Source organism: Telluribacter sp. (assembly GCF_035998675.1).
In the GTDB taxonomy this organism is placed as follows: Bacteria; Bacteroidota; Bacteroidia; order Cytophagales; family Spirosomataceae; genus Telluribacter.
Genome location: NZ_DASYHI010000024.1, coordinates 22,990 through 48,953 on the forward strand (window position 1 = coordinate 22,990; position 25,964 = coordinate 48,953).

General features: G+C 46.8%; 16 protein-coding genes and 1 pseudogene. 10 read left to right on the forward strand and 7 right to left on the reverse strand.

The window, feature by feature from the left end:
- The first annotated feature begins 56 nt into the window (after nucleotides 1–56).
- The 4 genes from VGN67_RS21765 to VGN67_RS21780 all read left to right on the forward strand — a co-directional run bounded on the left by VGN67_RS21765 (nucleotide 57) and on the right by VGN67_RS21780 (nucleotide 5,590).
- Nucleotides 57–1,835, forward strand: coding sequence for a GmrSD restriction endonuclease domain-containing protein (locus VGN67_RS21765; RefSeq protein WP_327489115.1), 1,779 nt, complete (start codon nucleotides 57–59; stop codon nucleotides 1,833–1,835).
- Nucleotides 1,832–3,382, forward strand: a complete 1,551-nt coding sequence (locus tag VGN67_RS21770) for an RNA-binding domain-containing protein (RefSeq protein WP_327489117.1) — start codon at nucleotides 1,832–1,834, stop codon at nucleotides 3,380–3,382. The genes VGN67_RS21765 and VGN67_RS21770 overlap by 4 nt, the downstream gene beginning before the upstream one ends.
- On the forward strand, nucleotides 3,369–3,788 hold the full coding sequence (locus VGN67_RS21775; protein WP_327489119.1) for a hypothetical protein: 420 nt from the start codon (nucleotides 3,369–3,371) through the stop codon (nucleotides 3,786–3,788). Before VGN67_RS21770 ends, VGN67_RS21775 begins: the two co-directional genes overlap by 14 nt.
- A gap of 269 nt (nucleotides 3,789–4,057) precedes the next feature.
- The gene (locus VGN67_RS21780; RefSeq protein WP_327489121.1) at nucleotides 4,058–5,590 is read left to right on the forward strand and encodes a class I SAM-dependent DNA methyltransferase; all 1,533 of its coding nucleotides are present in this window, start codon (nucleotides 4,058–4,060) and stop codon (nucleotides 5,588–5,590) included.
- 242 nt (nucleotides 5,591–5,832) lie between these two features.
- Here VGN67_RS21780 and VGN67_RS21785 read toward each other — a convergent pair whose 3' ends face one another.
- Complete coding sequence (locus VGN67_RS21785; protein WP_327489123.1) at nucleotides 5,833–6,939, reverse strand: Fic family protein; 1,107 nt, start codon at nucleotides 6,937–6,939, stop codon at nucleotides 5,833–5,835.
- A 199-nt stretch (nucleotides 6,940–7,138) separates the two neighbouring features.
- Between VGN67_RS21785 and VGN67_RS21790 the strand changes: the two genes are divergently transcribed.
- Nucleotides 7,139–8,140 carry a type IV toxin-antitoxin system AbiEi family antitoxin gene (locus VGN67_RS21790; protein ID WP_327489125.1) on the forward strand — a complete coding sequence of 334 codons (1,002 nt, stop codon included), beginning with the start codon at nucleotides 7,139–7,141 and terminating at the stop codon, nucleotides 8,138–8,140.
- Nucleotides 8,112–8,963, forward strand: coding sequence for a nucleotidyl transferase AbiEii/AbiGii toxin family protein (locus tag VGN67_RS21795; RefSeq protein ID WP_327489127.1), 852 nt, complete (start codon nucleotides 8,112–8,114; stop codon nucleotides 8,961–8,963). The genes VGN67_RS21790 and VGN67_RS21795 overlap by 29 nt, the downstream gene beginning before the upstream one ends.
- 51 nt (nucleotides 8,964–9,014) lie before the next feature.
- Here the strand turns inward: VGN67_RS21795 and VGN67_RS21800 are convergent, their stop codons facing one another.
- Both VGN67_RS21800 and VGN67_RS21805 read right to left on the reverse strand, forming a co-directional pair.
- On the reverse strand, nucleotides 9,015–9,707 hold the full coding sequence (locus VGN67_RS21800) for a hypothetical protein (protein WP_327489129.1): 693 nt from the start codon (nucleotides 9,705–9,707) through the stop codon (nucleotides 9,015–9,017).
- A gap of 3 nt (nucleotides 9,708–9,710) precedes the next feature.
- Nucleotides 9,711–10,982 (reverse strand): site-specific integrase, encoded by a 1,272-nt coding sequence (locus tag VGN67_RS21805; RefSeq protein ID WP_327489131.1) that lies wholly within the window; start codon nucleotides 10,980–10,982, stop codon nucleotides 9,711–9,713.
- A 530-nt stretch (nucleotides 10,983–11,512) separates the two neighbouring features.
- Here VGN67_RS21805 and VGN67_RS21810 point away from each other — a divergent pair.
- The 4 genes and pseudogenes from VGN67_RS21810 to VGN67_RS24640 all read left to right on the forward strand — a co-directional run bounded on the left by VGN67_RS21810 (nucleotide 11,513) and on the right by VGN67_RS24640 (nucleotide 17,596).
- On the forward strand, nucleotides 11,513–12,733 hold the full coding sequence (locus VGN67_RS21810) for a DNA adenine methylase (RefSeq protein WP_327489133.1): 1,221 nt from the start codon (nucleotides 11,513–11,515) through the stop codon (nucleotides 12,731–12,733).
- Complete coding sequence (locus VGN67_RS21815) at nucleotides 12,708–14,858, forward strand: DGQHR domain-containing protein (RefSeq protein WP_327489135.1); 2,151 nt, start codon at nucleotides 12,708–12,710, stop codon at nucleotides 14,856–14,858. The genes VGN67_RS21810 and VGN67_RS21815 overlap by 26 nt, the downstream gene beginning before the upstream one ends.
- A 64-nt stretch (nucleotides 14,859–14,922) precedes the next feature.
- Entirely contained in the window at nucleotides 14,923–16,227 is a 1,305-nt protein-coding gene (locus tag VGN67_RS21820) for a hypothetical protein (protein ID WP_327489137.1), read from the forward strand.
- A 446-nt stretch (nucleotides 16,228–16,673) separates the two neighbouring features.
- Nucleotides 16,674–17,596, forward strand: a pseudogene (locus tag VGN67_RS24640) (IS982 family transposase).
- 479 nt (nucleotides 17,597–18,075) lie between these two features.
- On the opposite strand, the gene VGN67_RS21835 reads toward VGN67_RS24640, so the two are convergent.
- From VGN67_RS21835 to VGN67_RS21850, 4 genes are all read right to left on the reverse strand, one after another.
- On the reverse strand, nucleotides 18,076–20,526 hold the full coding sequence (locus tag VGN67_RS21835; protein WP_327489141.1) for a bifunctional YncE family protein/alkaline phosphatase family protein: 2,451 nt from the start codon (nucleotides 20,524–20,526) through the stop codon (nucleotides 18,076–18,078).
- A 98-nt stretch (nucleotides 20,527–20,624) separates the two neighbouring features.
- Complete coding sequence (locus VGN67_RS21840) at nucleotides 20,625–20,819, reverse strand: hypothetical protein (RefSeq protein ID WP_327489143.1); 195 nt, start codon at nucleotides 20,817–20,819, stop codon at nucleotides 20,625–20,627.
- A gap of 293 nt (nucleotides 20,820–21,112) precedes the next feature.
- Nucleotides 21,113–22,057 (reverse strand): DUF808 domain-containing protein, encoded by a 945-nt coding sequence (locus VGN67_RS21845; protein ID WP_327489145.1) that lies wholly within the window; start codon nucleotides 22,055–22,057, stop codon nucleotides 21,113–21,115.
- A gap of 270 nt (nucleotides 22,058–22,327) precedes the next feature.
- A complete protein-coding gene (locus VGN67_RS21850; RefSeq protein WP_327489147.1) occupies nucleotides 22,328–25,873 on the reverse strand; it encodes a DEAD/DEAH box helicase in 3,546 nt (1,181 codons plus the stop codon).
- Between the last annotated feature and the right edge of the window lie 91 nt (nucleotides 25,874–25,964).

A 25,964-nucleotide genomic window follows, 5' to 3' on the forward strand; every position in this document is an offset into this window, starting at 1 on the left:
TCACTCGATGTCACCCTAAGATCAAAAACTATCAACAACCCTTCTTCAATAAATAAATGATTCAGGAAACCTTTGATTCCACAAGAAAGCCGCTGAATGACATTCTAAGAGACATTGCTGATGGCAAGACACAGCTCCCCGATTTCCAAAGGGGCTGGGTTTGGGACGATGAACGTATCCAGGGGCTACTGGCAAGTATTGCCGTTTCTTATCCCATTGGGGCTATTATGCTCCTTGAAACGGGCAATCCGGACGTGAGGTTCAAGCCGAGGCCTATTACGGGAGCGCAGAATGGTCGGGAGCCTGAGTTCTTTATTCTGGACGGTCAGCAGAGGCTCACTACCCTCTTTCAAACCTTAGCTACTGACAAGGTAGTGGAGACGGTGGATACGAAAAAGAAAAGCATCAAGCGCTGGTACTACCTGGATATTCAAAAAGCGGCTAATGAACAGGAAGATATTGCAGATGCAATTATTTCTATCCCCGAAGAAAAGAAAGTTACCAGCAATTTTGGAAGGACCATTGATAGAACCTTCGTTACGGAGGAAGATGAGTTCCGGGAGCTTGTTTTTCCCGTAAATCATATCCTCCGAAGTACAGAATGGTTTAATAAATATATGCAGTATTGGGGATATAATCAGGAGAAAATCCAGCTATTCCAGAAATTCCAAACGCAAGTCATTAAACGTTTTGAAACCTACCAACTACCTGTAATAAAGCTGTTTAAGCACAATCCCAAAGAAGCTGTCTGCCAGGTTTTTGAGAAGGTTAATACTGGTGGAGTAGCTCTAAACGTATTTGAACTTCTTACAGCCACCTACGCAGCTGATGATTTCAATCTACGGGATGATTGGGCTAACAAGGTAAAAGAACTTCGGAAACAAGATGTACTTAGTGGGGTAGGTAGTAACGAAATATTACAGGCTATCGCTCTTTTTGCTTCCATTGAGCGTAAAGAACAACAAATAGCACAGGGCATTCCACCTGAAAGCCTTTCGGCCGTGAGCTGTAAAAAGAAAGATGTTCTTAAAATCTCTCTTGATGTCTATCTTCAATGGAGTGATATAGCCATGGAGGCATTTATAAAAGCAGGTAGGCTCTTGTTCAGGAACAAAGTTTTCAAAAGCCGCGATTTGCCTTACTCTACGCAACTAGTTCCTCTGGCTGTTATTATTGGCCGCCTTGGTGTGAAGGCTGAATCAGAGGGAGTCAAACAAAAAATTCTGAAATGGTACTGGAATGGAGTACTTGGCGAGCTTTATGGTGGTGCTAATGAAACACGTTTTGCCAAAGATGCCGTCGAAGTGGTAGACTGGATCAACGGTGGAGATGAGCCTACAACCATTAGAGATTCCTATTTTGCCGAAGACAGGCTATTGACACTTAAAACTCGTAATAGTGCCGCTTACAAAGGACTTTACATATTACAAATGCAGGTTGGAGCCAGGGACTTTATAACAGGAGTTGAAGTAGAGTATGCAAACTATTTTGATGATGCGATAGATATACATCATATTTTCCCGCAGAAGTGGTGCGAGGATAACGGTATTTCAGAAGATGTATGTAATAGTATACTCAACAAAACACCTCTATCTCCAAGGACCAATCGAATAATTGGAGGCCGCGCCCCATCACAATATATGGAGGCGGTGAGACGGCACTCAGCACTCCCAGAGGAGCAAATCTACTCTATACTTGAATCACATAAGATCCCTGTTCAGCCTCTACTGAATGATGATTTCGACTCATTCATTGCAGCCAGAAAGGAACTTCTGCTACAATTGATTGAAAAGGCCACGGGCAAGAGTCCTCAACGAGTGCAAATAGAATTATGAATAATAATTCAGGGCTAGATCGTACCTTACGTCTTCTTGGTCAGTACGAGAACATCCGGCTCGAATACAAGGAATCCGCTACGGAGCTTCCCCGCAACCTGTTCGAGACCATATGCGCTATGCTCAACCGCGAGGGTGGTGATATACTACTGGGTGTCAACGACCATGGGCAGGTAATAGGCGTGGCGGAGTCGTCGCTCCGGGCTATGGTTGATAACCTGGTTAACCTTTCTAATAACCCCCAGAAACTAGACCCACCCCATATCTTACACCCGCAGACATACCAGGTGGATGGCAGAACAATAGTACATATTCAGGTACCCGCCAGCTCACAGGTACACCGCTCGGCGGGCGTGGTATACGACCGCAGCAACGACGGCGACTTTCGGGTACAGCAACCCGCCCAGATCGCCGACATTCACAACCGTAAGCGTACGCACTACACCGAAAATAGCGTGTACCCCGGCCTGCGCTTTTCTGATTTTAAGGAGGAGCTGTTTCCCAAAATCCGAAACCTGATCAGCAGCCATCATCCCAGCCACCCCTGGCTCACCCTCACCAACGAACTGTTGCTGGAAAGGGCTGGGCTGTGGAAACGTGATTATCAGACCCAGAACGAAGGTTATACGCTGGCTGCAGCCCTACTTCTGGGCAAGGACGAAGTAATACAGAGCATCCTACCCCACTACAAGATTGACGCCCTCGTGCGCCGGGAGGACGTACACCGCTACGACGACCGCCTGTACATCCAGACCAACCTCATTGACGCCTACGACCTGCTGATGAATTTCGTAGCCAAACACCTGCCCGACCCCTTTTATCTGGAAGGTGTTCAGCGCGTCAGTCTGCGGAGTAAGATATTCCGGGAAGTAGTAGCCAACCTGATCGTACACCGGGAGTACACCAGTGCGCACCCCTGTACCTTCATCATCAGAAAGGGAGTGCTGGAAACCGAGAATGCTAACAATCCCCACGGCTACGGCCCCATTGACCCCCAGCGGTTTGTACCTTTTCCCAAGAACCCTACTATCGTCAAGTTTTTCATACAGCTGGGCCGGGTGGAAGAGCTGGGTTCCGGCGTTCTGAACATCAACCGGTATCTGAAAGCCTATTCTGATGCGGGTAAACCTGAGTTCATAGAAGGGCCTGTTTTCAAGGTGCGTATTCCGCTGCCGGGAGTGGAAGAAAAAAAGGCTGAGAGCGAAAAAACTGGTGGTGATGAATTCATCGAGACTGTTATAGCAGCACTAAATGATACTGTAAACGCCCCTAATGACGGTGTAAATGGCGGTATAAATCCTATTTTTGACGGTGTAAATGACGGTGTAAAAAAGGAAGTAGCAAAACTGGTAGCTCTGATTCATAAGAGTGAAGGAATCAATACCAAACAACTCACAACCGAAACGGCAAAGTCACGCAGAACCGTGGAACGCTACCTGAAAATAGCCAGAGAAGCTAACATCATTAAATTTAAAGGTGCTCCCAAAACTGGAGGCTACTTTCTGACGGAGAAAATGAAAAAACTTTTGAAGGATGACAACAGCTGAACTAAATAAAATCTTCAAATCGAAGAAGCAAAAGGTGGATAAAAAGACTGGAAAAATAACTCAAGGGTTTGTCAACGCTACTTTTAAAGATTTTGTAAAGTGGTTTGATATAGATGTCTTTAATCAGGGCTGCCATTACTGTGGAATAAGTAACGATAAAAGCTATCAGTTATATCAGATGCAGCGCAATGGTTTACGGCCAGATGCTACAAGAGGAGGAAAACGGGGTAAGCGTCTTGAACTAGATAGGAAAGATCCCTATCAGCCTTACGACAACCTCCATAACGTTGTATGGTGTTGCTATTGGTGTAATAATTCAAAGTCTAATTTCTTTACAGAGGGTGAGTTTAGACCAATTGCCGAGGAAATAGGTAAAGCCCTAAGGCAGATAAAAACTGAAAATTAGCTAATATATGCCAATACCTAATAATATCCGTAGAGAACACATATTTCAGGCTATGCTAAAAATAAAGTCTGAAGGTGTACCAGCAGGACGAGGTCCAAGAGCTGTGGCTTTAGTGTATGAAGGGAGCCACTATCCATGTAAGCTACTGATTTCGTGGGCGAATCTCTACGCCAACGGTGAAGAGTTAGATCCTAATCCCAATAACTTTCAAACTAATATGGCGTGTGCATATCTAACCAACCTAGGCTTCACAATCATTCCTCTTTAATATGACTCAGGAAACCAACAATACATCCAGCATCATTAGTAAGGTATGGAGCTTTATGACCGTGCTACGCGACGATGGCGTAGGCTACGGCGACTACCTCGAGCAACTTACCTACCTGCTGTTCCTGAAAATGGCCGACGAGTTCAGCCGTCCGCCCTACAACCGTCAGCTACCCATTCCGGCCGGGTACAATTGGGAAAGCCTCACCGAAAAGCGCGGAGCCGAGCTGGAAGTACACTATTCCACTTTGCTACGCGAATTGTCGCAATCCAAAGGCATCCTCGGTCAGATCTATACCAAGAGCCAGAATAAGATTCAGGACCCGGCCAAGCTCTACAAGCTCATTGACATGATCGACAAGGAGCAGTGGAGTACGATGGGCGTGGACATCAAGGGTAAGATCTACGAAGGTTTGCTGGAAAAGAACGCCGAAGATACTAAGAGCGGGGCTGGGCAATACTTTACACCCCGCGCCCTGATCCGGGCTATTGTGGAGTGTCTGCGGCCCGAACCTATGAAGTCCATTGCCGATCCGGCCTGTGGTACCGCGGGTTTTCTGCTGGCTGCCTACGACTTTATTGCCAATCCCAAAAACTACGCACTCACCCGCGAGCAAAAGGAGTTTCTAAAACATAAGGCCTTCTTTGGTAACGAAATCGTAGCCAACACCCGTCGTATGGCCCTGATGAACCTGTTCCTGCACAACATCGGCGACTTCGATAGCGACAACTTCATCTCACCTGCCGATGCGCTTATTTCGGATACTGGCCTTCGCGTTGACTACATCCTGGCCAATCCGCCCTTTGGCAAAAAAAGCAGCATGACCTTCACCAACGACGAAGGCGAGCAGGACAGCGAAGACCTTACATACAACCGGCAGGACTTCTGGGTGACGACCAGCAACAAGCAGCTTAACTTCGTGCAGCATATCCGCACCATGCTCAAATCGGACGGGCGAGCTGCCGTGGTACTACCCGACAACGTACTCTTTGAGGGTGGGGCAGGAGAGACCATCCGGAAGAAGCTCCTGGAAACAACTAACCTGCATACCATACTGCGCCTACCGACGGGTATTTTCTATAAGCAGGGGGTAAAGGCCAACGTACTCTTCTTCGATAATAAACCCGCTGCCCGCGATCCTTGGACCAAAGAGATCTGGTTCTATGACTTCCGGACCAACATCCATTTCACCCTGAAAAAGAACCCGCTGAAACTGGAAGACCTGCACGACTTTATCAGTTGCTACAACCCGGAGAATATCCACAAGCGGCAGGAAACCTACCAGGCCGAAACCAACCCCGAAGGACGCTGGCGGAAGTTCAGCTACGAGGAGCTCATAGCCCGGGATAAAACCAGTCTGGACATAACCTGGCTCAAAGACAAAAGCCTTACCGACCTCGACAATCTGCCCGACCCGGATATACTGGCCAGTGACATCATTGAAAACTTACAGGCAGGCATTGATAGTTTTAAGGAGATTATGCTCACCATTAATGAAAAGGAGGCTGTTTCGGCTGTGGCGCTGGATGAGTAGTAAGCCATTGCTACTTACTCCACCAGTGGTACAGACCGTACCACCAGGTGTGAACTATTAGCGTTACCAGGCAGAAGAATGGAATTAACTTAGGAAATGAATCTGAATGTAGTGTACATAATATTATTATGCATGCACTTAGTGATTGATTAAATGCTAGTGATGATGGTATAAAATTAGATGCTGCCAAAGTCATACAGTTTATTCTGAAGAAAGAAAGCTACAAATGGCTTTAAAAGGCCTTAGCTCTCCAACTCGACCAGGCGGTAACTGGTGCTCCTACCTCCCGAATCTTCTTTTTCCAGAACTTCCTGCTTCACCAGATTCAGAATATCCCGCAGGGCGGTATCGGTGGAAACCTTTGTCATTTTCGCCCATTTGGAGGTATTGAGTTTTCCTTCAAATCCATCCAGCAACTTATTTAGCATCAGCTTCTGTCGAGCGGTCAGATCCTTCTGATTAAAGTGGGCCCAATACCGCGACTTCCTCAGTACAGAGTCCAGAGTCGTCTCTGTGGCAGACAAAGCTCGATCAAGGCAGGCCAGAAACCATTCCAACCAGTCTGTAATGTCCAGATCTCCCTTCTGCGTTTTTTCCAGGATATCATAGTACCGTTTCCGTTCTAGTTGGATTTGCGCTGACATACTGTAGAAACGTTGGCTGCTATTGTCAGAGCGGGCCAACTGCAAATCAGCGATTGCCCGCGCAATTCGGCCATTGCCATCGTCAAAGGGATGGATCGTGACAAACCACAAATGAGCCAGGGCGGCTTTCAGGACAGCATCATGGTCATTATTTTGATTGAACCATTGGATAAAAGCGTCCATTTCTGCTGAACCTCTATTGGCAGTAGGTGCTTCAAAATGGACTATTTCCTGTCCCATGGCTCCCGAAACTACTTGCATGGGCCCCGTTGAAGGTTCACGCCAACTTCCGACAGCAATTTTAACTAGGCCGCTGCGGCCAGTTGGAAATAGGGCCGCCTGCCAGCCAAACAATCGGTCTTCAGAAAGCGGAAGGCTAAAATTTTGAGTAGTGTCCCAAAGCATCTCGACTACCCCCTCTATATGCCGGTCAGCAGGAGGTAAAGCTCCAATGCCCATACCTAATTTTCGGGCGATTGAAGAACGCACCTGCTCCGCATTAAGAATCTCGCCCTCTATTTCGTTGGACTTAATGACATCCAGAGTCAGCGTTTGTAGTACCGCTTCCTCACGCAGGGAGAAGCCGAGGCTTTCCATGCGTCCTACTAGTCTGCCCTGCTTATGACGCACAGCAACCAGCAGTTTGGAGATAGAAGGAGTGTCCCAGGTAAAATGAGGCCAAGCCGCTTGTTGGTAGATATACATACTATTTACCGCAAATTGTGCGGGAAATATATAAGTTAATCACCGCATCACAAGTTAAATGATTGTTTATGATGAGAAAAGCAGACTACTATAGAAAGATTTCGAAGACAACTAAATGCAGAAATGGAGAACTTAAATTTTTATATTGTTTATCAATATTTACTGTTTACGTTTACGTAAACAAATGGTAATCGTAAACATGACTGAAGAGCAGATTGTATATCAAGCGCTAGAAAACCTTCTCCAAACAACCCAATTAAAAGGATCCTGGAATAAAGGAGGGATAAAACCATTAGATGGTACCCTGCAACTCAGAACAAACGATGAGTTACTTCAATATAATGTGGCGGTAAAAAAGGAGTTAAGAACCCATCTTCTGCCCCAGATCCTTGGGCTTAATGAAGTACACCAACCGTTTATGCTTATAGCGGCTCGGCTGTTCCCAAAGATCAAAGAAGAGTTGAGAAAGCATAATGTGTCTTATCTGGAGGCTAATGGTAATCTGTATCTGAGGACCCCGGAAAAGTGGTTTTGGATTGAGGCAAACAGTCCACTACCAATTGAGCAGAATAGCAGAAACCGTGCTTTTACCAAAACGGGTCTGCGGGTATTATTTGAGTTTTTGATGAATTTTTCCATGATTAATTGGTCTTACCGACAGATCGCCGAGCAGACGGGCACCTCTATAGGGAATATCACGCATGTTATGAATGGATTGAAGCAGGAGGGATTTTTGGTAAGTATAACTAGAAATGAATACCGCTTAGAACGTATAGATTATCTGCTAAGCCGATGGATAACGGCCTATGAGCAAACCCTAAAGCCTTCCCTGAAAATCGGCAGGTTCCGATTCCTGGAAAAGAGTCAATTTACTAACTGGAAAGATATACAACTAAACAAGCCAAAAACCCTGTGGGGAGGAGAGCCGGCGGGAGACTTGCTGACCAACTTTCTAAAACCGGCCGAGCTTACACTGTATACTGAGGAAAGCCGAACCGAACTCATGAAGCAGTATAGGCTCCTGCCTGACGAAGGAGGCGATATACAGGTGTACCAGAAGTTCTGGCAAAAGGATGCTACCGATCAAGCAACCGTGCCCCCCCTGCTAGTATACGCCGATTTAATTAATATGAATGACAGAAGATGTACGGAGACGGCACAAAAAATATATAATGAATACATACAGACTGAATTACCGTGAATTAAGACAAAATCCTACCGTAGCCGGTCTGCTTTCCGGGCTGGAACGGGGATTCTCGAAATTCGGAATAGATTTTTACCTGGTGGGAGCCGTAGCCAGGGACGCCTGGATGAGCATCCATGACAAAAAAGCCCGCCGAACAACGGGTGATATTGACTTTGCTGTGCTTATCAATAAAGCAAGTATTTATGAGGCGTTGAAAGAATACCTGATCCAACACGAGGGCTTCTCTCCATCAAAAGAAAACGCTTTTGTATTAATTTGGAAGGACAAAACTCAGGTGGACCTGCTACCCTTTGGAGCCATAGCCGATGATAGCGGTACAGTCAGAATAGAAGGTTCAGGATTTGCATCGGTGAGTATGCCGGGCTTTGATGAAATATATGCGGCAGGGCTGCCTGAGCTAATCCTTGAAGAGCAGCATCAGTTCAAGTTCTGTACGCTCCCAGGCATTGTACTGCTGAAACTAATTGCCTGGGACGATCGCCCTGAAGCCCGGCGGGACGACATCAAGGATATCAGTGATATACTCCAGCACTTTTTTGATCTATATGACCATGAGATTTGGGATAATCACGCTGACCTATTTGATAATGAAAATGATAATCTGAGACATATTGCGGCACGTGTAATGGGGCGGGAAATTCAGAAGATTACACAACGTAATGCAAAGCTGTCTCAGAGGGTTCAAACTATATTAGATGCCAATACCGCCGATGCTTTCACAAGTGAAATGGCCCGGATTATGGTTGAGTATTTTGATAATACGCTGGAGGAAAATGTATTACTGTTAAAACAGATAGAACAAGGATTGTTAGAATGAGGCTTATTATCAGATAGGTTTAACTGGAATACTTACCATAGTTAATAACTTCTATTTCTCAATCCACTGCTTGAAAAACTTTCTTAGCTCTGCTTCCAGCCCTGGAGGCATCTTACGTTTTGCATCACATTTCAATACCTCTTTTTGAAGAGTGCTAACTGTTGTATTGTCGCAGGAGGTAAAATGCCTTAAAAGCATGGCAATACCCAGGTGACTACCCTTGAAGCCGTATTCAGGCGGTGTTGAACCATCCAATTCACTAATTAAATACTTGAAAAGTATAATCAATGATTCTCTCTGATTTGTCTGTATCCTATCGAGAAGGTAGGACTGATCCAGAACAGGTAATTGCGGAATCATCTGTCCCTCTATCCACTTCAGACACTCCTTATAAGTTATTACCAGATTGGTTAAAGACTTATATTTCTCCATTCTGGCGGATAGCTCGTGCTGGAAAAATTCAAGAAATTCATCCCGCGATGGGTATCTTTCCAGATGATATTTCAAACAGTTGATGGCCTCACCTACGGATGGCAAGGTGATCAGTAGGTTGAAGATATCATTCTCATACCGCTGTATTGTAGGCTCATTAGGAAAGCATAAATGATAAGGGTGATGTGTCTCTCCAACTTCATACACAAAATAGGGTTTAATGGGTAATCCCTGTTTCTTCCTGCCGAATATCATTTCCTGAACCCTACGTAATTCAGAATATTCAGATTTATAATCGCTTTTCTCTTCCATAACTCACTGTTCTTTAAATCGCTCCTTCCAAATGTCTGAAAGCTGGCGGGCGTATTGTCGTTTGGTTACTTTAATGTAGGTCAGGAATGCTTTTTCGGTCCGGTGGCCAGTAATAGCCATGATAGTATATGTAGGCGTACCCGCCAAATATTCGTTTGTGGCGAAGGATCGCCTGGCGGTATGGCAGGTAATAAGCTCAAACTTGCTAACCTTCTTTTGGGTCCGGGTCATTCCTTTCTTTTTAAACAACGCTACATTCTCACTTAGGTTTGCCAGTTCACCGATTTCCTTCAGGTACTCGTTCATTTTCTGGTTGGAGATGCTGGGGGGCAGGCAATTGCTCGTCTTGCCCTTATACTTTTCCATGATCTTGCTTACAACCGGGTGAATGGGTATCTCCAGGAACTCTTCTGTCTTAACCGTCTTTGTTTTGAAATACTTAAAGTCTGGTGAAATGTTCTCCGCCCGAATGGAGGTCAGATCCGAGAATCGAAGCCCAGTAAAACAACCTACAATAAACAAGTCCCGTACCTTCTCCAACCGGGGTTCAGAAGAAAGATCTAGTTTCAGCAGCAGTTGTATCTCTTCTTCATTCAGGTAAATCGAATCTACCTGTTTGCGAGGCGTAGAAAAGCGCCGGCTCTTATATTCCAGACTAGTGTTTTCCTTCCGTTCGGTGGCCTCATTCAGAAAGAACTTTAAGATGCCGGTATGCTTGTTCTGGGTGTTGTCATTGTATTCTTTCACCTCGACCATAAACTTCTTAAGGTTATGGTAGAAGTCCAGCGTGACATCATTAAAATGGATGGGGTTCTTGAAGTTTGCCTCCTGGAACTCAGTAAGCATTTTAAGGTGGGATCTGTACGTCCGAATGGTATTGGCATTTTTGAAGGCCTGAACAGATTGTATATATTTATCTATAAAGTCAAGCAGGCCTCCCTTAGTCTTGGAGGGAGGAGCCGATTCATACTTATCCGTCCGGATTTCCCGTTCAAATAGCGGCTTTAGATCAGCTGGTGTAATAGGCAGGTTATGAAAGAGGCGCTGCTGGTAAATTTTCTGTACTTCATTTCGCCACTTATCCAGATTGGCATTCAGCTCAGAGTAGCCTTCATGGCTGGCTCTTACCTTCTGATTTTTGGAGTCCCAGGATTTAGGCTTTATGAACAGGTTCGTTGAAATAACAACCTGCACCTTTCCATAACGGAAATACAGGGAGAGTAAAGAGGTACCGTTAGGTTTTGGTTTTTTGAGGTAGTACTTGACAGAGGCCATTAAGCAGGTCACTTGGTTTGTACAAAACTATCTCATCTCTATTGGTTTACAAAATAGTTGATATAATATTCCTTATACAGGTAGTATATTACTTGACGCTATTTAATATATTTGCTTATTAAAACGCTGGAAACAAAGATTAATAAAAGAAGGAGAAGAAATATGAAAGTCAAAGGTTCGATTCCGTCCATCACCACGAAGAACCCGCTTAGCGATTCGCTGAGTGGGTTTTGGCTTTTGGGGCGGTAGTAGCGGGAACACTTTTCTTACGCGCTCTTGAATATCGGTATACTTTTGGTGATATGTCCCTCTCCTGATCAGTTCTTGGCCAGCTACAAAATATTCGAAAAACTAGTCCCTCGTTGGGTGTTAAAATTGATACATTTGTGTAGGGCCTGTCTCCCACAGGCCGAAGGTGAAGCAATTTTCACTTCTAATATTTTAACACCTTTGATTTGTTAAAAACAGGTAATGTCGTAACCTATGAAAAAACAACTATATTCGTTTCTTAGCTTTTTGAATACATTACAATGAAGAATGAATTGATTGATAAACCTGAAATTGAACCCAAGATCCCCCATCTGCTAAAGTACATGGGCTCTAAACGTGAAATTTTGGATTTTGTGCTAGGGGCAATGGAAGCACTGAACGTAGAAAGCACTTGGTTTTGCGATCTTTTCGCCGGAACTGGCGTTGTTGGAGCTTCATTGAAAGGAAAATATAATATCCATACTAATGACATCCAACAGTACTCTAGTGTACTGTCCAGAACCTACCTATGCGACCTACAATCTAGTGTCCCTTACATAAGGCTCAAAGAAATAAAAAAACAGGCAGAAAAACTGATTGCAGAAGTAAAAACTGAATATCCAAAACTGAAATTTGATTACCAGAACATCCGTGATTACAAACAGGTCACCGAGCTGGAAAAAGCACAACAGAAACTTATTGATAAAGACTTTGACATCGGATTTCACCTGTTTACCAAATATTATTCTGGTACTTACTGGAGTTTTGAACAATGCTTATGGATTGATTCCCTCAGATGCGTAGCAGAAATGTACCAAGGCCGTCCAGAATATTTTGCCATCATGTCTTCGCTAATCTCCGCAATGTCTTACGTGACTCAAAGTACTGGACATTACGCGCAATACAGAGATGTGACGACCGACAACATCAACGATATCCTCATCTATCGGAACCGTAGTCTTTGGACCTATTTTGAACGCAAATTCAACGAACTCATTATTAGTCTCAACGGCAGTCCAATCAGGGAATATAAGGTGACTACTATGGATTACCTGGATTGCCTTAGGGTCATTGAGGAAGGCTCGATTGTTTATGCAGACCCACCATATCAATCCGTCCATTATTCCAGATTTTATCATGCCCTGGAAACATTGGTTAAATATGATTACCCCGTGGTAGAGCATAAAGGACGTTATCGTAACGACAGACACCAAAGCCCTTTTTGTAAAAAAACTACCGTCAATAAAGCATTCAATGCCCTGTTTCATGCGATAAAGAAAAAGAAAGCGCATTTGGCTTTAAGTTACAGCGATACCGGGATGATCTCTTTAGAACATATCCAACGGTTAGGCCAAAATTCTTTTGGAAGCCAGTACACCGTACAAGTACTGGAAAAGGACCATATCCACAGCACCATGGGGCGTAGCGATGAAAAGAACCAAGACGTGAAAGAATTCATTTTATTGTTTAAATATAATGGCGGTGAAACCAAATCTCTCTAAACTTTCCACATCATGGACAAAATACGATGTGGTTAAGATGATTAATGTAATCGGAAACGATCAGCTTTCTGAATACAAAGGTCATGAAGAAATGATTAACCAACCCGTATTAAGAGCTTATCTAGGTATTGGCAGCGAGGACGAAGAGACCCCTCCATACTTCCAGAAAGTTATAATGGATTTTCCAAACGAGCGTAAACTGTTTGCAATGCTTGCTGGCATTTTCACCCATCATGAAAATATCTTAGCCTTTGCTAATACCTACAGCACCGCCAATATGGGTGGAAAATACGTCGTGGACGACAAGGCAAAAAACAAAACTAATATGCGAAGCGCATTGGTAGAATCCGGCGCAGCGCCGACAAGCTACCGTCGTAAACAAGAAGTTCCTTACTCATTTGTTAAGTTATTTGCTCAGCAGGACATAGGACAGTTTTTTAAAGATTTACTTAAAAACAGATTGGCAAAAATCGGCCATAGTAATGATGAAATAAATGTCTCATTTTATGAACTATGTTACTCGTATGATTTCCACAAGGCCATTGGCTTGAACAAAACCCAATTTAAATCTTGGCTGGAAGGTAAGTCCGTCTATCAGATTAAGGAATTTAAATTTGATTTAGGTACCTTCAAAGACAAGTATTCTAGCAATCCGTCTATACAAGTGCAGCAATGGCTTACTGAATGGAATAGCGTGGACTATTCCCTGCCGTTAAGATCCAAACCCGCCGACCACTTTTTTATGTTTAAAATAGACATCAGGATACTCAAAAGAATTTCTGATGTGCACAGACGTAAATTCAATAAAACTGCAGGAACCGATGTAAACGTACAGCGTACGCTGAAAGAAGACCGTTCCTTAGAGATTAAAAACTTCGTCCATAAAGGCTTTCCTCTATCAACCTTGAACGACAGAGACCGTGCCTCAGAAGAAAACCAGATACTGAAGATGCCCGGTTTTTTGTCCACTGCCATCCTAGTGAACATCATTGGCCCAGGACAAAGCCGGGGAAATTCCAAAATCAAAGATGAAGACCTTGTAAAAATTACCGAAGAAGGCAATACTCATATGATCACTCTGCCAGAAGCTGTCTTCTCGGAAAAGTGGAACCCTGAATTAAAGCCTATTGAAATTATTGACGGTCAGCACCGACTCTGGGCATTTGATGAAACAGAAGCTATTGATGGACAATTTGAAGTCCCGGTGATCGCTTATTACAGTCTAGATAGAGCATGGCAGGCCTATTTGTTTTATGTGATTAATATCAAACCAAAAAAAATTAATACTAGCTTGGGTTATGACTTGTATCCATTGCTACGCACTCAAGAATGGCTTGAGAACTCAAAAGATGGATTGAAAGTCTACAGAGAAACTCGGGCACAGGAATTGGTCGAAGCATTGTGGACTTATCCCGAAAGCCCTTGGTACCGTAGGATCAGTATGCTTGGCGAAGAGTCGGGTAATATCTCTCAAAATGCATTTGTAAGGGCATTTACCTCTAGTTATTTTAAGAAGACACGCAAGGGCACTAGTGGGATTTTTAGTGACGTCGTTACGAAAAAAGAAGAAGAGATACGTTGGGTAAGGGCTCAACAAGCAGCCTTCGTTATCCTGCTTTGGGATGCTATCTCTAAAGCCCTGAAACCTGAAATTACCAAAGAAGGACAACTTGGCTGGGTTGACGAGGTGCGGAATGACAGCTATTCCATGTCCTCTAACGAGCATGAACTGGAACTGGATAAATCCTTTGTTTCCAAATCGTCCAACCTCTCCCGCGATCAAGGTGTGTCTGGCATCTCCTTATTCTCCAATGACCTGTTCTATACTCTGGCGAACGAAGGCTTGATTGAGCTCAATGACTTGGAATGGGAAAGTGATATCGACGAAAGACAAATACAGTCCGAAAACATTGATAAAGCCATTGAGCAATTTATGAGTCATCCGTTGTACAACTACATCCAGATTTTCGCGATGGAAGTAATTAAGCTTGACTGGAGGACGTCATCTAAATATCGGGGGAGTGGTGGTTACCGGGAGGTTTGGAACGATCTATTACAGATTTTCTTAAAATCAACTAACGAGAATTTTAAGAAGTGCTCAGAAATATTAAGTCCAATCGATTGATATGAAGCTTGGGCATTACGTAAAAAAGTGTTCTAAGAGCGCTGTCATCGAGGGCGTAAGCTCCATGAAACGCCGAAATATTAGTAGGACTAAACTTCTTACCGCAAATAATCCGCTGATCAATAATGCCCTTTCAGCAGTAGATCGGCATACGGACGCAACAAAAGCTTACAGCATTACATCCAATCAGATCAACCAGTTTCTGGCAGCATCATCATTATCTCATTTGCTCGATGGTTGGGGTTATTTGTCCAGCGCCTTCAACGCTCTGCTGAATGGTGATGAGTCAACCGCCATTCACTTAGGCTATTACGCGGAACTGCGCAGCGCCATGTGTATTCTATCTACTGAAGGTTTGGGAGTATTCAGTAGAAAGCATCTTGGGGCGTTTTCCAATTCAACGAATGGTGAATTCCCAACTAACTATTACAAAGGAGTTGCTCCAAACAGATCCTATAAAAAGCCCCTAAGTCCCACACACGAGTTTGTCTGGCAGGCTATGGAAGCTTGGTCTAATTCTTCTAATAAACCCGGAGATGACATATTAAGAATTTTCAAAGTTAGGGGCCTAAACTTTTATGAGTTGATCGAATATTTCCATCCATTAACTGCCGGTTCCAGTTTGTTGACGCTACAAACAGTGAAAGATTGGCTAAAAGAATGGTGTTTCGACATAAAGCGTTATAGAAGTGATAGAGATGCTCGTAATGAAGCAAGCTATCGCCCACAACGCATTAAAAATTTCGAAGCAATAACTGATTTTAAGCAGATCATCAATGAACTAAGTGCATTCTGGGATGTGATCAGCCCCACTCAACAAAGTAAATTTGACTTGTTGGACAAATACTTGTTGTGCAAGCTTTTTAATTCTTTGTATGTCAAAATAGCTCCTGCAGAATCCCTCGACGAATTAATACGTAATGCTTTTACACAACATGGGATTACCGACCAGCCATTGTTTGATTTTCTAAGCCACTCAGCGCCTCATCAGAATGAACATGTTATTTTCACACATGCCGCCACTCAAAATATCTCCGCACTAGCAGTTATTGCCAGGGCGACATTGCTGCTTCGCATCTCAATCGGCATGGTTTCACATCTATATCATGCTGGTGGTATGGAAAAATCCGAACTTGATTTCGTTTGGAATAAGTACGGGTTAGAAAACGGTTTCTGGTCAGCAACTATGCCAGTTAATGATTACAATGATTTATGGCTTACTGTGGAAAGCATGTTTGAGGATCTCAAAGCTGATGTTAACCATGGAGGCCTTCCAAATGATATTTACTCCATACGGGACAGGAACCCGGCTGAAATGATCTATTTCAGCCAAATCAATAGGGCAGGTCTCTGGGGACTAGATTTTTAAAGCTTTAGACCTTCTTCTTCTCTAAGCCCGTTTCTTCTAGTAGGTAGGTTTGATACGACCCCTGTTGTGCAGAGTCTTCTGCAAAGACCCCGTATGTCAACTAACTAAGTAGTCTCCATTTGCTCGCTATCTAGTCCTAGTTTACGCCAACTTCCAGCCTGAGTTCAAATCAGCTCCATGTCCAATAATCCCCCTAACTCCAATCTTCACTAAGGACCGTCAGATTCTTCCAATGGTTTCCCCTGCCGTTGATTCTTTACTACGTGGCCCATGTTCCACAGGCTCTGCCCAAATACTGCTGCCGGGTAATTTTGCTAGAATAACGTGAATTATGGATATCACTTAGGATAAGTCATTGATATTGAATACATAGTCAGCGGGTAATAGCGAGATTTGTACAGGGCCGCCTGGCGGTGCTAACTCAAAAAATCACTACCCCCACTGCTATGCTACGCGAAGATAAGACATTAAAACTGATCGAGATATTCATTACCTGCGATGATTTTTGCAATGCCCTGACCCGGTGGCAAGCTAAGCAGGGCTGCCTACCCACCACCCGTAAGGGCGAGATGAGCGATAGCGAAATGATGACGCTGGTCGTATTTTACCACCACTCGGGCTATAAGTGCTTCGAATATTACTATCGTAATTGTGTACAGGTGCATTTGAGCAGCCACTTTCCCAATAGGCTGACCTACGAGCGCTTCGTGGCCAGAATGCCTCGGCTGCTGCCAGGGCTATTCGTGCTGCTCAAATGGCTCTGCGGGCAGAGTGAGCGAACAGGGTTCTATATTATTGACAGCAAGCCACTGGCTGTTTGTGACAATCACCGCATTGGCTCCAACAAAGTCTTCGATGGCTTGGCCGCGCAGGGCAAGTCCTCGATGGGCTGGTTCTACGGCTTGAAGCTTCATCTGGTCATCAATGGCACCGGCCACCCGGCAGTACGGCCAGTTAGTCAACTTCGCCCTCACGCCGGGCAACGTTTCGGACAACAACGGCGGGCTGTTGACCCAACTGCTGGAGGGGCTAAAGGGCCAGTGCTTTGGAGACCGTGGCTACCTGACCAAGCTATTCGCCGAATTCTACCGGCAGGGTCTGCATATGATCACCAAAGTGCGCCGCAAGATGAAGAATATCCTGATGCCTCTGTCTGACAAACTGAATCTCCGTAAACGGGGACTTATTGACCGGGCTGCCGGCGCAGTCTGTCAATGACTTGCTGACATCCGTATTTGATGTTGAGCACACACGCCACCGAAGCCCTATCAACACCCAGATTAATATCTTTTCGGGGCTGGTCGCATATTGCTTTTATGGGCAAAAACCCTCTATTGTCGTGCCCATAGAAAAAAAACTTTATCCATAATTCACGTTAATTTACATCACGAAACACCGGAAACTCTAACCCAAACCGTCTGAATATCTGGGAGGGCCTCAATAGGTTTTCGCCCGGTTTTACCACTGTCGGTTTGCCTCATTTTTCCAGTGGAGGTATGGCAGGCGTTGATAGATAAAATCAAAGCAAAGTATACCAGAGCCAAACAAAACAGAAGGCACCTTTTATTATTTAAAAGCATGGGTAAATAGATTTAGGATCACACAAAATTTGGAATAGCAAGGTATCAATAGGAGGGTAGTTTAAGGGGGTGCTTTCGGTCAATATGGGGTATGGGAAGTTCAAATGGGGTATGAGAGGTAGCCTCATCAATCCGAATGATGTAGCCCCACATAGATCTCTCCGTTAGGAGCGTCAGACCATAAAATATTACAGCATGGCGAAAACTTTTCACAAACAAAAAAGCAGACACCCGTCTGCTTTTTTAACTTCTACCTTAATGTTTTACCCTACTCATCGTCGTCATCCCCTTCTTTAATCACCAGAAAGGCGCTGCGTTTGGGAGCGGGCATTGGGCTGTGGAGCCCTTTGACCGCCTTCCAGACGATCTCACTGAACTCGAGGTCATTGATTAAGTCGGGTTTGGAGAGGTCAAGTTTACCGGACTTAATGGAGTTTTCGTTGACCGCCACATTTTTCTGGTCCAAATCAATGTTGTTGGGGCGGGCAGTAAAGCCCTGGCGGCTGGGCTTTTTGGCGAAGCTCCTCCACATGGGTGTCGCGGCGGCGTCGTACTGGCTCATTGGAGGCAGGCCCAGAATTAGTTCTATGGTCCGTAACAGGCTGGACGTAGAGTACATAGTGTGGTCCACGTAGCCGCGCTTCACGTACCCGCCAGCCAGGTAAGCCGTTGAGCGGTGCGCATCGACGTGGTCGGAGCCGTTTTGGGCGTCATCTTCCAGGATAAAAACAGCGGTCTGTTCCCAGATAGGTGACTGCGACAGGTACTCCACCAGCTTTCCTACGGCCAGGTCGTTGTCGGCTACCATGGCTTCGGTGGTAGGCATACCCAGCCGGGCTCCGGCGGTGTGGTCGTTACCCAGACGGATGATGCTTAGTTGTGGAATAGAGTTAGCCGCGGCCAGAGAGTCGAAATCGGCTTTCCACTGCTCAAAGCGCGTTACGTCTTTGATTGAAAGGTTATAGCTCGAAAAAGTAGGGCAGTAGTTGTTCTGGAGGGCAGGTAGCTTGGCCCGCTGCTCCACAAACTCCCCGTAGGAGCGGTAGGTGACCCCCGCCCGTTTGGCAAAGTCCCAGATGAATCCATCGCGCGGGAAGGCAATCTCCCGGCTGCCTTCGTAGTCGTAGGTACCGCCACGGCCCCCGTAGCTGGTTACCCAGGTTTTCTCAATGTAGTCGTTGGCGTAGGCGGCGGTAGACCAGTTGTGGCCATCGGCGCTGACCTCGGCATCCACGTAGAAGTTGTCCAGCAGGACAAACTCCTTCACCAGCGCGTGCTGATTAGGTGTTATTCTTTCTGGAAAGAGGCAAAGCGAGGTATCGCCGTTTCCACCCGGCACATCGCCCAGTACCTGGTCGTAGGTGCGGTTTTCTTTGATTACGTAGAAGACGTACTTGATGGGAGAAGAGGCTCCGACTTTAGTCGGGATGGGATTGCCCTTTTCGCCTTCGGCTGTTGTTTCCCTGGCCTTGTTGTAGGGCGTATTTTCGTAAACAATTCGGGAGTAGTCAGCCAGTACCTTATCTTCCGGAAATTCAAAAATGGAGAGGGTACCTTTTAGTAAGCCACCAATGTACTGCGTGCCGCGGACGGCCTCCGGATTAGCTCCTTTAAACTGTGGACTGCGCGAACTGACCGGATTGGGACCGCCCGGATTTGGATAGGATGAAAAGCCCTTGCCATTGGTCACGTATACCTTGTTGCCGATGGTCTTGACCGAGGTAGGGTACCAGCCGGTGGGGATAAAGCCCCGGGAGCGGCTCTTGCCTTTTTCTTCTACCTCAAACACCACCAGACAGTTGTTGTCGGCGTTGGCAATCAGCAGCATTTCTTCGTCGTCACTTAGCGCCACGGCGTTAGGCGTAGTACCCACGGGAGCGTTCGGGTAGAGGGAGCAGGAGAGTACTTCCAGCTTTTGCTGTTTGCGCGTGTCAATCACCGACACCGTGTTATCGTTTCCGTGCGAAACGTACAGGTACTGTCCGTCTTTAGTCAGTACCATATCATTGGGATTTTTGTCGGTACTGATTTCGGTACGGATAATCTTCTTTTCGGTATCAAAAAACAAAATCTTAGCCCCACCCCAAAGGGATATGTAGAGCTGACGGGAATCGGGCGACAGCAGGCAGGTATAAGGCTCGGCGGGCAGTTGAATCCGGTCGGTGACCTTCCGGGTCTTGCTGTCCAGAATGTACAGCGAGTTGTTGTCTTTAGCTACTACATAGATGGTCTCGTTGGTAGCACACAACCCGGCAGGAGACACCTTCACTGGCCAGGGCTTGTCCAGTACTATCTCGCCGTCCGGCACGAGGCGGTTGTCCTTTATCTGGTACACGACTATTTTATTGTCATTGCCGCCGGAGGCATACAGGTACCTCTCGTCCGGACTAAACGCCAGCCCTACCCACGATTTAGTGATTTTCTGGTCATCCAGAATGGCTTCTGTCCGGGCATCAATGAGCATGATACTTTGGGTACTTTGTCCGTTGTTGGTCACGGCCAGGTACCTTTTAGTGGGCGACACGACCAGGTTCAGCGGGAGATCCTGCAGGGGCAGGCTTCGGCCCACTGGTGTGAGCGACCAGCCGTTGGGGAGTTGCACCCGACTGGCGCGCAGCTCCTTTACCAGTGGACTTTCGAGGGCCTTCCGGGTTAAGTTTTTTTGGTAGCAGGCGCCGAGGGAAAGCAGAATCAGAAGAATGGGAAGTAGCTTTTTCATAGGTAGATGGTAGCTTGTGAGGAGCCAAAAATACTCATAGAAGAAAAGGGCAGGATAGCCGCTTTCTATTCTTAACAATTATAAAATCTATCGGACCCCTACCCCAGCCGCACCAGCTCTTTCAGTTCCTTATTTGGGAATTCTACAGGCCAGGTTTCGCCGTTGGCTACGGTCAGGTTAGCCAGTCGCAGGACTACCAGGAAATCAACACCTTGCCAAACGCTTCTCCCAAAGCCAGAATATTTCAGCTGGTAATCAAAGAAGGCTGGATGGACGAGATAGGGGGCAGACATTACCTGGTGCTTAAACCCCAAAAGAACCTGTCGGGTACCTGAGCGGATTGAACTTTTACTACCTGAAAACTGATGATGCCATACTAATGCCTTTGGAGCCGAAGGTGTAACTCTAATTCGAACCAGTACTACCCGATTCAAACTGAATCTTACCCAAGCGGCCTATTTCGACTTTTTTTAACCCGGCTTTGCTACGACCTTTTTGCTTAGTAAAGCAAGCCATGTACTGGTATATACCATTTCCGTTTTGCCTATGTATACAGGCGACCTTTTACTTCTGATCAATCACGCAATTAATGCGCAGTCTTTTCTGTCGAACGCTTGAATAACTTGCTACCCAGGGTTACCAGCTGCGCTATCACAGCTCCCAGTAGTACACCGCCCAGCGCCAGCACCAGCACTTTTACCAGCCACGCCACCACGGGTACACTAGCAAGGGAATGCTCTAATGCCTCCAGCGGGTGGTGCAGAAATGGCAAACCATGTGCGATGATCTCGGCCCCTACCCACAGCATGGCCGCCGTACCTACATAACCCAATATGGTCAGGAACTTTGGCATTGACTTTACAAGGCCACGCCCGATCTTTCGGGTGGTCGGGTTGAATTTCTCCTGCGCCATGTGCACGCCAATATCATCTGCTTTCACGATCAGGGCTACAAAACCATAAACCGCAACGGTAATAAAGATGGCAACAGTCAACAGCACCACAATCTGGGTAACCAGCGGGCTTTCGGCCACCGTAGCATAAGCAATAGCGATGATCTCTGCCGAAAGTATAAAGTCAGTTCGCACGGCGCCGCTAACTCTTTCCTTTTCCAGTTCTGCCGGGGTAATCACTTTCATTTCTTCAGTGGGCTCATCCTGTGGCTCGTGGTGGCTTTTACTGAATAGGGAATGAACCTTTTCATAGCCCTCAAAGCATAAGAAGGCACCGCCCACCATTAGCAGGTAAGGTATAACCGCCGGTGCAAAGTAGCCGAGCACGAGGGCCGCCGGGCCCAGATAAACAGCTTTGTTGATGAGTGACTTTTTAGCGATCTGGTAGATGATAGAGAGTTCGCGCTTCGGATCGAGACCCACCACATACTTAGGCGTTACGGCTGTATCATCGATAACAATACCAGAAACCTTTCCTGTTGTTTTAGCCACCTGCGTCGGAACGTCATCAAGGCTTGCCGCACTGACTTTCACCAGTGCCGCCACATCATCTAAAAGTGCGAGAAGACCTGTCGCCATTATATAGGGTATAATTTAAATTACTAGTAAGCTCATGCTGCCTCCTGCTACGGAATAACTGTGCCAGCACTCTTTTCCACGATCCTAATGTAAGCGAATAACGCGGGATTGTAATTGCAGGTTAGTCGTAATGTGGAAAATTTTGGCTGTATTGGTGTGGGCGGAGGGACTTTTAACTAAAATAGAAAGCTTTAGGCTGTAATCATACAGGTTAAGGGGGCGGTGCATAGGTGATAATTCAGAGGACACTTTTCTAATACCGCCCAGCCACTACCCCAGCCGCACCAGCTCTTTTAGTTCTTTATTCGAAAAATCTCCAATCCAGGTTTCGCCGTTAGCTACGGTCAGGTTAGCGAGCTCTTTTTTGCTTTGGATCAGCTGATTGATTTTTTCTTCGAAAGTACCCTCCGTCAGCAGGCGATGGACCAGTACGTTGCGGGTTTGTCCGATGCGGAAGGCGCGGTCGGTAGCTTGGGCTTCTACGGCCGGGTTCCACCACAAGTCGTAGTGGATGACGTTGTTGGCCGCCGTCAGGTTCAGGCCCGTGCCCCCGGCTTTGAGCGAGAGCAGCAGCAGGCGCGTGGCGCGGTTGTACTGGAAGTCCTCCACCATGGCGTCCCGGTTATTGCGGCTCACGCCGCCGTGCAGAAAGGGTACTTCCAGGCCAAGTTGTTGGTTTATCATCATTTGTAGCAGCGTACCCATTTCCTCGTACTGCGTAAAAATGAGAGCCTTCTCGCCGTTTTCCAATAGCTGCTGCACCAGGTCGAGCAGCAGCAGGGCTTTGCCGGAAGCCTGCGGGTTTGCCTCGCCCTTTTTGAGGTAGTGGGTCGGGTGGTTGCAAATCTGCTTCAGGGCCGTCATCATTTTAAAAATCAGACCGCTGCGGTTAAATCCATCCTTGGCCCCTTCAATACCCCGCAGAGCAGCATCTACCACCGTTTGGTACAGGGCCGCCTGCTCGGAGGTGAGCGTGCAGGACTGATCCATTTCGATTTTGTCGGGCAAATCCTGAATGATGCTCTTGTCCGTTTTAACCCGCCGCAGGATAAACGGCTCCGTCATGCGCCGGAACACGTCGAGCCGGTGCTGGTCGCGGTCTATCTCGATGGGAATGGCAAAGTCACTACTGAATTTCTTCAGGGTACCCAGGTACCCCTTGTTCGCAAAATCCAGGATGCTCCAGTACTCGCTCAGGCGGTTTTCGACGGGCGTACCGCTCATAGCAATGCGCACACCAGCTTTTATTTTCTTCACGGCTTTGGTCTGGGCCGTAGCGGGATTCTTGATGTTCTGGGCTTCGTCAATGACCACCACCGGCCAGGGCGTTTTGGAAAAGGTTTCCAGTTCGCTGCGTACCACGCCATAGGTAGTCAGCACCAGGTCAGTATCCTTAAAGCCCGCCTGACTACGGCCCGTGCCATGGTAAGTATAGGCTTTAAGGTCGGGCGCAAATCGCGCAATTTCCTTGTTCCAGTTGGTCAGCAACGTGGTGGGTACTACCACCAAACCCTTATACTTTTTAAAAGCGCCCTCTTCCTTAAACTTTTGCAGAGTAGTAATTACCTGTAGGGTTTTGCCCAGCCCCATATCATCGGCAATCAGACTACCGAAGCCGATGCGGGCGTTTTTGTACAGCCACTCGTAGCCCCGCTGCTGGTAAGGCCGCAGCGTGGCTTTCAACGTATGCGGTAGGCTTACGGTTTCGGGGTCGGTCAGTTTTTTAATAAGTTTTCGCGCCGATTTGGACAACTTTACACCCGAGCCGTCGTATTCCTCGGTCAGGGCGGCCTGTAGAATAGTCTGCGAATCTACCTCAGGCGGATTTTTGAGTTTGTCCAGCAGCGCCCGGATTTCCTTTTCTTCCAGATACACGTACTGGTCCTTGATTTTGACCAGACCGCGGTAGTTTTCGATCATCCCCACAAACTCACTGGTATTGACGTGCTCGTCGCCAATGGCCACTTCCCAGCGAAATGCCAGCATGGATTCCAGGTCAATGACCGAACTGGCCGCCACCCGGCCCGTATCTTCGGCATCGAGCGTCATGGATAGCTGCGGCCGAACGAGTTTTTGCAACGATTTAGGCAGCATGATCCGGATTCCGAATAGCCGCAGCGTGGGCAGGATTTTGAGTAGTACTTCGGGAAACTGCAGCGCATTGAAGGATAACTGCTGCGTACCTTTGGAAGAAATAAGCCCATTGAGCTGCGGAAAATGCTCGGCCATCATGGAGAGATCACGGAGCACGCCCATGCGCACCGGGGCGTAGTCGGGCTCTTCCATAAAGGCTTCCAGCGGAACGGGCGCTTTCATTTCCGTCTCTTTTTTCTCCACCAGAATATGCACGATAAAGGTACCTTCTTCGGCATTTTCCTCCACCTGAACCAGGGGTACGTAGTCGCGCTGGGCGATGAAAAATTTATTGAGCCATAGCTGAATATTGGCCGGGGTCTCGCGGCTGTCAAACCCGCTGAACCGGGCGTAGTCGCGCCGGAAAAAGAGATCTTCTACTTCGGTATCCTTGTAGTGGTAACGGTCGTTGAACTGTCGAACACGCTCGGTAAGTACCAGCGAGCACAGCATCGGCAACCAGTCGCTTTCGATGGGTTCATAAATATCATGGCGTCCCACCTTATAAAAGAAGAATTCCTTTGGCAGCAGTACCTCTACCTGACTAGCTACCTGCGCTACCTGCTCGTTGAGCAGGGCCGGAATCCAGCGCACGAAGTAATTCTCCTTTTTAAGCTGTACCCGCAGTAATTGCGGCAGTACCCCGCCCACTTCCAGTAGTTTATTGGCAAAGCGGTTGGTCAGGTACAGTCCGCGCAGCAGGGGCGATAGCTGCGGTACCTGACTGTGCGGGAAGCGCTGTAGCCAATCCAAAAATTTGGGTAGTTCATTGAACTGAAACACCATACGCTCGTTGGCATCGCGAAAATTGGCCTGCATGAATACCATGGCTTCATCCAGGATAATCTCCCCGCTTTCAATGGCATCCAGGTCTTTGTCGTAGTCGTGTTCACGGAGTTCATCGGCCACGGCCAGGGCCTGCGCTTTCTTCTGGGCATCAATGTAGAAAGTACCAAGAATTTTTTTGAAATCCCCCGTTTTATAAAAAAGCGGATTCTCGCTTAACAGCGAGAGCAGGTTATCCCGGCACTCGGGCAGAATCGAAAAGTCCAGCGCCTCGTATAAGCCCTCAGCTGGATGGAACTCCACCTCCTCGCCCCCCTCGTAGGGCTTACGCAGGTCGGTTACGTCCAGTACCTCCACATCTTTCTGCTCGGAGGAAGCTACGCCCAGACCTTCCAGCGCTTTGAACAAATCAAAATCGCGCAGCTCGAACACGATAAAGGGGTTCTTGTCGATCTCGTTGGCCACCAGGTATAGTACCGCGGCGCGGTGCTTGCAGGGGTCAGCGTAATCAGGGCAATTGCACGAAGATTCGATGCTATCCCAACGGTTGGGGAAGAGGTGGATGCCCCTTTGGCGGCATGCTTCGTACAGTTCGGCGGGAAGCTGGCGGTTGAGGAGTTGGGTCAGGAAAAGCGGATTCTCGGTAATCAGGCCCACTACCCGCGCTTTGTCCTGCGCCGAAAGCGGGTTGATTTTAAAACCGACTTTATAGGGAATCGGCTGCGTGCCCCGCACTTTGGCCTTAATAGTGTTCTTATTAAAATCTATGGAAACCACCGACCCGTTGTTGGCGTAGGTGCGCCCCCGTGCCAAGCGTCCGCTCTGATCCATATCTTCGAGAACATGAATCCACTGTTGTCCCCACCACGTTTGTCCGAATTTGCTTTTACGCGCCATGTGTATGAGCTGCTTCGTTAGTTATTGTAGTAACTGACAAAGGTACGGATTGTGGGGGAAATGGTGGATAAAACAGATTTTAGCTGTGGCG

Excerpts from the sequence above, each read along its gene's own strand:
- VGN67_RS21765 (WP_327489115.1), top strand. The coding sequence starts at position 57 with ATGATTCAGGAAACCTTTGATTCCACAAGAAAGCCGCTGAATGACATT.
- VGN67_RS21770 (WP_327489117.1), top strand. The coding sequence starts at position 1,832 with ATGAATAATAATTCAGGGCTAGATCGTACCTTACGTCTTCTTGGTCAG.
- VGN67_RS21775 (WP_327489119.1), top strand. The coding sequence starts at position 3,369 with ATGACAACAGCTGAACTAAATAAAATCTTCAAATCGAAGAAGCAAAAG.
- VGN67_RS21780 (WP_327489121.1), top strand. The coding sequence starts at position 4,058 with ATGACTCAGGAAACCAACAATACATCCAGCATCATTAGTAAGGTATGG.
- VGN67_RS21785 (WP_327489123.1), bottom strand. The coding sequence starts at position 6,939 with ATGTATATCTACCAACAAGCGGCTTGGCCTCATTTTACCTGGGACACT.
- VGN67_RS21790 (WP_327489125.1), top strand. The coding sequence starts at position 7,139 with ATGACTGAAGAGCAGATTGTATATCAAGCGCTAGAAAACCTTCTCCAA.
- VGN67_RS21795 (WP_327489127.1), top strand. The coding sequence starts at position 8,112 with ATGAATACATACAGACTGAATTACCGTGAATTAAGACAAAATCCTACC.
- VGN67_RS21800 (WP_327489129.1), bottom strand. The coding sequence starts at position 9,707 with ATGGAAGAGAAAAGCGATTATAAATCTGAATATTCTGAATTACGTAGG.
- VGN67_RS21805 (WP_327489131.1), bottom strand. The coding sequence starts at position 10,982 with ATGGCCTCTGTCAAGTACTACCTCAAAAAACCAAAACCTAACGGTACC.
- VGN67_RS21810 (WP_327489133.1), top strand. The coding sequence starts at position 11,513 with ATGAAGAATGAATTGATTGATAAACCTGAAATTGAACCCAAGATCCCC.
- VGN67_RS21815 (WP_327489135.1), top strand. The coding sequence starts at position 12,708 with ATGGCGGTGAAACCAAATCTCTCTAAACTTTCCACATCATGGACAAAA.
- VGN67_RS21820 (WP_327489137.1), top strand. The coding sequence starts at position 14,923 with ATGAAACGCCGAAATATTAGTAGGACTAAACTTCTTACCGCAAATAAT.
- VGN67_RS21835 (WP_327489141.1), bottom strand. The coding sequence starts at position 20,526 with ATGAAAAAGCTACTTCCCATTCTTCTGATTCTGCTTTCCCTCGGCGCC.
- VGN67_RS21840 (WP_327489143.1), bottom strand. The coding sequence starts at position 20,819 with ATGTCTGCCCCCTATCTCGTCCATCCAGCCTTCTTTGATTACCAGCTG.
- VGN67_RS21845 (WP_327489145.1), bottom strand. The coding sequence starts at position 22,057 with ATGGCGACAGGTCTTCTCGCACTTTTAGATGATGTGGCGGCACTGGTG.
- VGN67_RS21850 (WP_327489147.1), bottom strand. The coding sequence starts at position 25,873 with ATGGCGCGTAAAAGCAAATTCGGACAAACGTGGTGGGGACAACAGTGG.